Raw genomic sequence first — 5,816 nt, 5'->3', positions numbered from 1 at the left:
ATCATCTTTTATATATTATTTATAAAATGCTTTCAATAAAATCATCATCAAAATAAGGAATATATAAATAATGAAATCATTAAAAAAAGAAATTATATACCCCATTGTATTCTTATTACTATCCATACTATTTTTTTACAGCAATTTAACTTTTTCATATCTTCAAATGGGAGATGTTATTCTTTGGGATATAAAAAATATTAAAGATGCTATATTAAGCGGCAATTTGTATTTTTGGAATAATGCATATTTTACAATAGCCTCTTCTTCAACAGTACCAATACACCCTAAATCTTTACTTATAGCACTACTTCCAATTGAAATATATCCGCAAGTTACAATAATATTTCATATAACTGTAATGGGATACGGACTATTTTTATTTTTAAGAGAAAAAAATTTATCTATTAAAGCTGCAATATTCGGTGCTGTTGCTTTGATGTTTTCTAATGCTATTATAACTTTAATACTCCCAGGTCATTTAGGTAAATTTGAAACCTACTGTTATTTTCCTTTTGTATTATATTTTTTATCAAAAGCTATGAATACTGAAAAGTGGATTCATTTCTTTTTTACAGGGGCATTTTTAGGCATTGCATTTTTGGGTGGTGCTTTGGACGTTGCTATGTATTTTGCTTTATTTTTATCATGCTATTTTTTGTATCTACTTTATAACAAAAAGAATGATAAAAAATTAATAGTTTTTTTAAAAGAAGATTTAAAAAAAATAATTCTTTTATGTATAAAGTTTGCTTTAGTAGCAGTATTTTCTTTTTTAATGTCTATACAAATAATAATGATTACAAGAAATACTCAGGATATGGGGGCTGCAGGAGTTACTGATAAAAAACAATTGTGGCAGTGGGCTACAAGATGGTCATATCCGCCTGAAGAAGTATTAGGATTTTTTATGCCCGGATTCTTTGGATACTATTCTGGAAGCGAAACTCACCCTTATTGGGGAAGAATAGCTAATATGGAAGGTGAGCCTAAAACTTCTAACTTCTCACTTACAGCTGCTAATATCGGATATATTACTTTCCTATTTATAATATTTGCAGTTTTTATAAGTAAGAAAAAATACAAAGAAAAATATTTCTGGATTGCCGCTGCATTATTTTTCTTAATAGCAAGTTTCGGAAGATATTTTCCTATCATATACGGAGCATTATTTCAAATACCAATATTCCAAGATGCTAGAAACCCAAATAAATTTATAGAAATTATACCAATACCATTTGCCATAATAGCATCATTTGCAGCCGACTATATATTCAAAGCGATAGAGGCTAAAAAAGAAGACAGACTGATTAAATATTTGGAAGATGACTACAAATATATAAATATAGCCCAAAAGATAATGTATATAATAGCAATTCTTTCTATAGTACTAGCATTAATAACTATACTTACTAACGGAATAATATACAATAGTTTTGTTGCTGATTGGAAAGAGGCTAATGCTGCATTAATATCAAAAAATATATTTATGTCTTTTATAAGATTGGCACTTATATCCATAACTGCACTTTTACTCGTTAATGCTTCTATATCATTAAAAGAAATAACTATAAAAGATAAATTTGCTGTAATAGTTCCTTTAATATGTTTTATACTATTTTCTGTATATGATCTAGGACATATAGGTTTTCTTATAATAGGAAGTATTATAGTATTTTTATATGTTATTATTGCTAATAAAGAAGATCTATTTTATAAATATATGCCTTATATGTTTATAGCTGTTTTATTTTTGGATTTGACTCAAAGCGGTAATATGTTTATAGTAAAATCAAATTATAATCAAATGTATAAATCTACTCCAATAGTTGATCATATATTAAGAGAAGGCGGCAACAAAACTACAATGCCTATATTAATACCATATTTATACAGATACACCACTCATACAATGCCTTACTACAATATACCATTAACAGAACCTCCTGCAGCAAGCAGACTTTCAAAAGATATAACAGATACTTTTATGTCTTTTAGAATAAATGATTATGTAGGATATCAGCCTAGACTTATGGATTTGCTTGGAGTTAGATATATTTTAAGCCCTACATATTTGGATCAGTCTGTGCTTTCAAATGATCTGACAAAAATAACTGAGTATCAGGATCAATTTTCTGCTGCTGTATTGTATGAACTTAAAGGGTACAGAAATAAATATGAGTTTGTTAATAACGCCTACAATGCAAAAGATTTTAACGACGGTTTGGGAAGATTAACTATGCCTAATTTTAATTTGGCAAATGAAGTTGTTCTTTTAAATAACTCAGATAACAATATATCATTAAACAATCCTAAATCTATTCATAGTGCAGAAATACTTGAAGAAACTGACAATAAAATAGTATTTAATGTAAAAACTCCTGATGCTGGAATACTTGTATCAAAAGAGCGTTATAATAATGATTGGTCTGTTACGGTTAATGGAGAGAAAAAAGAGTTACTAAATGCTAATTTATTATTCAGAGGAGTTTATGTAGGAGCTGGAGATAACAACATAGTATTTGAATTCACTCCTTCAATGAAATATGCTTACAGCACAGTAATATGCTGGATAATATTTATAATAATATCTATTATAAGTACAGTTTTATATATAAAAAGATATAATAATCAAGAATAATAATTTTAAATATTAGAAAGCAAAATATAAAAATTGTGAGCATATAGCAAATTCATTTTCTATATATTTTTAGCTAACAATTTTTATTAGCAATAATAAAAAATACCTCTAATAATTTTATATTAGGGGTATTTTTTAATTTATTACAAATATATACGATAATCATGTAATAAATTATTAAAAAACAAAAATGCTTGTAAATAAGAAGTAAATTATTTGTAAAAAATATTGACAAAATTTATAAATATGTTATAATATAATTATAAATAAAAAGAGGAGGTTATTTATGAAAATACTAAAAATCATATTAACAGTTATAATAATCTCCTCTAGTAGTTTATTCGCTGATTGGGTAATTTCACCAGAAGCATTACCTGAAAAAGCTAAAAATTTTATACGCAATGCATTTCCTGATGCTCAGATTTGGTATGTAGAAAATGACGATGGTAAGTATGAAACAGAATTATCAAATGGAATAAAAATAGACTTTTCATATAATGGTGATTGGATAGAGATAGAAGCGGAATATGTAGGAATACCATACAATGTTTTTCCAGCAAATGTGGCAAATACCATACGAAATACATATCCAAATACTGTAATTATTAGTGCTGAAAAGAAATGGGGAACTTATGAAATAAAGCTTAATAATATGATGGAGCTTTATATATCTTCAGACGGTCAGCTTATAGGACAAAAATTTGACGATTGATTTACTTTCCATCCCATATACAATGCAGGGTATTAGTATTAAAACTAATACCCTGTAATTTTATACAAAATATAATTATCCAAAATTAAAATTGATGCTAAACTATTTTAATAAATAGTTAATAGTTTTTTTATTTTATATATCGATAGTTATTAAATAAATCTACTATAAACAATAACTAAAATTCAGTAGAAAAATATATTACAATAAAAAGCCTCGCTTACAATAGAAACAAGGCTATTCATCTATACTAAATAAATATTATTATTCATTAAGTAAATATTTGTTCTCTAAAAGTTTTAGAGGCTTACTTAGATGTTTTGCTATAAAACCTACAAGCATAGCAGCTATTATAGTACCTTCCCTAACCCCTTCTAAATGACCTAAAAATATCAAAACTGTAATTAAAGAAATTAATACTAATACAACATCAAACATAATTTTTGTATTTCCAAATTTTAAAGGAAAAACTTTGCATATGGCAAGTACAACACCTTCACCTGGAGTAGTTACAAGTTTTGCCATAATTTCTATACTTACTCCAACACCAACTAAAATTATACCAATAAAACACAATACCCATTGCTGAAAATAATTACTGTATGTTATATCTTTTATTAAAGAGCCGCTTATATCTATCATTATACCAAACAAAACAAGTGCGGGTATTTGAAAAAGCTGAAACGGATTATATTTTTTTCTAAGAAGCAGTATCTGCATTAATATAAATACAAGATTAATAATAATTGTAGTTTCTCCTACAGAAAGCCCCGATATACAGCTTGTAACATATGGTACACTAGAAATAGGAGAAGTACCAAGTGATGCTTTAATAGAAAAAGCTATACCCAAAGACATAATATAAAGTCCTATTAAAAGTATTATAGTTCTCTCTATAAGATGTTTTTCTAAAATTTTTTTAAACATTTAAACTCCTCTTAATGAATTACACATCTCGATCAATAATTTTTTTAATTTTTCTTTATCTTTTTCTGACAATCTATCAGTAGCAATATTCTCTGTATCTTCAAATATTTTCTCCATATTATTTGAAACTTCTATACCTTTTTCTGTCAAAGAAACATAAAGAGAACGCCTGTTTCCTTCACGCTGTTTTCTCTCTATTAAACCAGATTTCTCCATACCAAGAAGTATACTGCCTACAGTAGCAGGTTCTATTTCCAAATAATTAGCTATTGTTTTTTGGTCAGCCTCTTTAAATTTAGACAAAAAATATAATACTTTAGGCTGTCCCGATGTAAGCCCTATCTTATTTGCCTCATACATTACTTTACGAGCAAACATAGAATTGGCTTTCATAAGTAAATAATGCAGATTCTCCAATAGTAAGTATCCTTATAATAAGTATTCTTATAATAAGATAACTTATTATACATAAAAATAAAAATAAGTCAAGCATAATATACACCATATAGGTATATTAAAAAAATAAAAAAAGGTATTGACTTTTAGTAAAGTTAGAGTATACTAATAAAACAATAAAATAAGTGAGGAAAAATAAACATGTCAGTACAAGAATTAAAATCAGATAACTTTGCTGCTTCTATTAATGGAGACAAAGCAATATTAGTTGACTTTTTTGCTGAATGGTGCGGACCTTGTAAAATGCAAACACCAGTATTACATAAAATAGCAGATCAGTATTCAGATAAAATGAATTTTGGAGCTGTTAATGTTGATGAGGCAGAAGATATTGCGGCAAAATATGGCGTTCAGTCAATACCTACTTTAATAGTATTTAAAGGCGGTGAAGTCGTTAAAAGAGCTGAAGGTATGAAAAATGAATCTCAATTAAAAGAATGGTTGAAAGATTATCTATAAAATAAAAAACATACTATTATTTTTAGCCTAATTTTGTTATAAATTAGGCTTTTTTTTATTCTAAATTGATATATAATTCTTACAATAATATATAATTTTGCAGGTAAGACATGTTTAAAACAAATTATACTCTAATAGAAAATATATCAAATGAATTTAATACAGAACAAAATGAAATAAACCTAATTATTAAAGAACTTTTTGATAAAATATCACTATCCATTATAAATGGAAATAGATTTTATATGGATAAACTTGGTATAATTAGTGCTAATGAAGATAAAAATATATTATTCTCAAATGAAGATGAAAGTTTTGATGAATCTTTGGAATCCATAGATGTAAAAAGTAAAGATATAAAAGATATTTTTTTAGAAAAATCAATATTTAAAAGCATATTCAAAAATATAAAAGAAATATCAAGAAATGAGCATGTATATATAGAAAATTTTGGGACATTTTATTATAATTCAAATATTATGTTTGATCCTGACACTTACTTAAAAAATAAAGTTAAAAATACTGAAAATGATGAAATCACTGAAGATATTTTAGATGAATTGGATAATAAAATATTAAGTAAAAGAATAGAAAATGTTAATAATGATGAAACGCTTGAAG

At 26.2% G+C, this 5,816-nt stretch carries 5 protein-coding genes and 1 pseudogene; 4 read left to right on the top strand and 2 right to left on the bottom strand.

Annotated features, from left to right (window positions below):
- The first annotated feature begins 70 nt into the window (after positions 1-70).
- Entirely contained in the window at positions 71-2,641 is a 2,571-nt protein-coding gene (locus KQ44_RS02920; protein WP_096736169.1) for a hypothetical protein, read from the top strand.
- 286 nt (positions 2,642-2,927) lie between these two features.
- Positions 2,928-3,353, top strand: coding sequence for a PepSY-like domain-containing protein (locus KQ44_RS02915; protein WP_096736168.1), 426 nt, complete (start codon positions 2,928-2,930; stop codon positions 3,351-3,353).
- Between the two features lie 264 nt (positions 3,354-3,617).
- On the opposite strand, the gene KQ44_RS02910 is transcribed toward KQ44_RS02915, so the two are convergent.
- A complete protein-coding gene (locus KQ44_RS02910) occupies positions 3,618-4,280 on the bottom strand; it encodes a DUF6198 family protein (RefSeq protein WP_096736167.1) in 663 nt (220 codons plus the stop codon).
- Positions 4,281-4,673 (bottom strand): MarR family transcriptional regulator, encoded by a 393-nt coding sequence (locus tag KQ44_RS02905; RefSeq protein ID WP_096736166.1) that lies wholly within the window; start codon positions 4,671-4,673, stop codon positions 4,281-4,283.
- Between the two features lie 204 nt (positions 4,674-4,877).
- On the opposite strand from KQ44_RS02905, the gene trxA reads away from it, so the two are divergent.
- Together trxA and KQ44_RS02895 are read left to right on the top strand one after the other, a co-directional pair.
- Positions 4,878-5,195: a thioredoxin gene (gene trxA / locus KQ44_RS02900; protein WP_096736165.1), complete on the top strand. Its 318-nt coding sequence runs from the start codon at positions 4,878-4,880 to the stop codon at positions 5,193-5,195.
- Between the two features lie 110 nt (positions 5,196-5,305).
- Positions 5,306-5,816, top strand: a pseudogene (locus KQ44_RS02895) (hypothetical protein); the annotation flags it as partial.

This window comes from Brachyspira sp. G79, assembly GCF_002379365.1.
GTDB lineage: Bacteria > Spirochaetota > Brachyspiria > Brachyspirales > Brachyspiraceae > Brachyspira.
This window is presented reverse-complemented; position numbering and strand designations above follow the sequence as displayed.

Coding starts and splice junctions, on each gene's coding strand:
- KQ44_RS02920 (WP_096736169.1), top strand. CDS start 71: ATGAAATCATTAAAAAAAGAAATTATATACCCCATTGTATTCTTATTA.
- KQ44_RS02915 (WP_096736168.1), top strand. CDS start 2,928: ATGAAAATACTAAAAATCATATTAACAGTTATAATAATCTCCTCTAGT.
- KQ44_RS02910 (WP_096736167.1), bottom strand. CDS start 4,280: ATGTTTAAAAAAATTTTAGAAAAACATCTTATAGAGAGAACTATAATA.
- KQ44_RS02905 (WP_096736166.1), bottom strand. CDS start 4,673: ATGAAAGCCAATTCTATGTTTGCTCGTAAAGTAATGTATGAGGCAAAT.
- trxA (WP_096736165.1), top strand. CDS start 4,878: ATGTCAGTACAAGAATTAAAATCAGATAACTTTGCTGCTTCTATTAAT.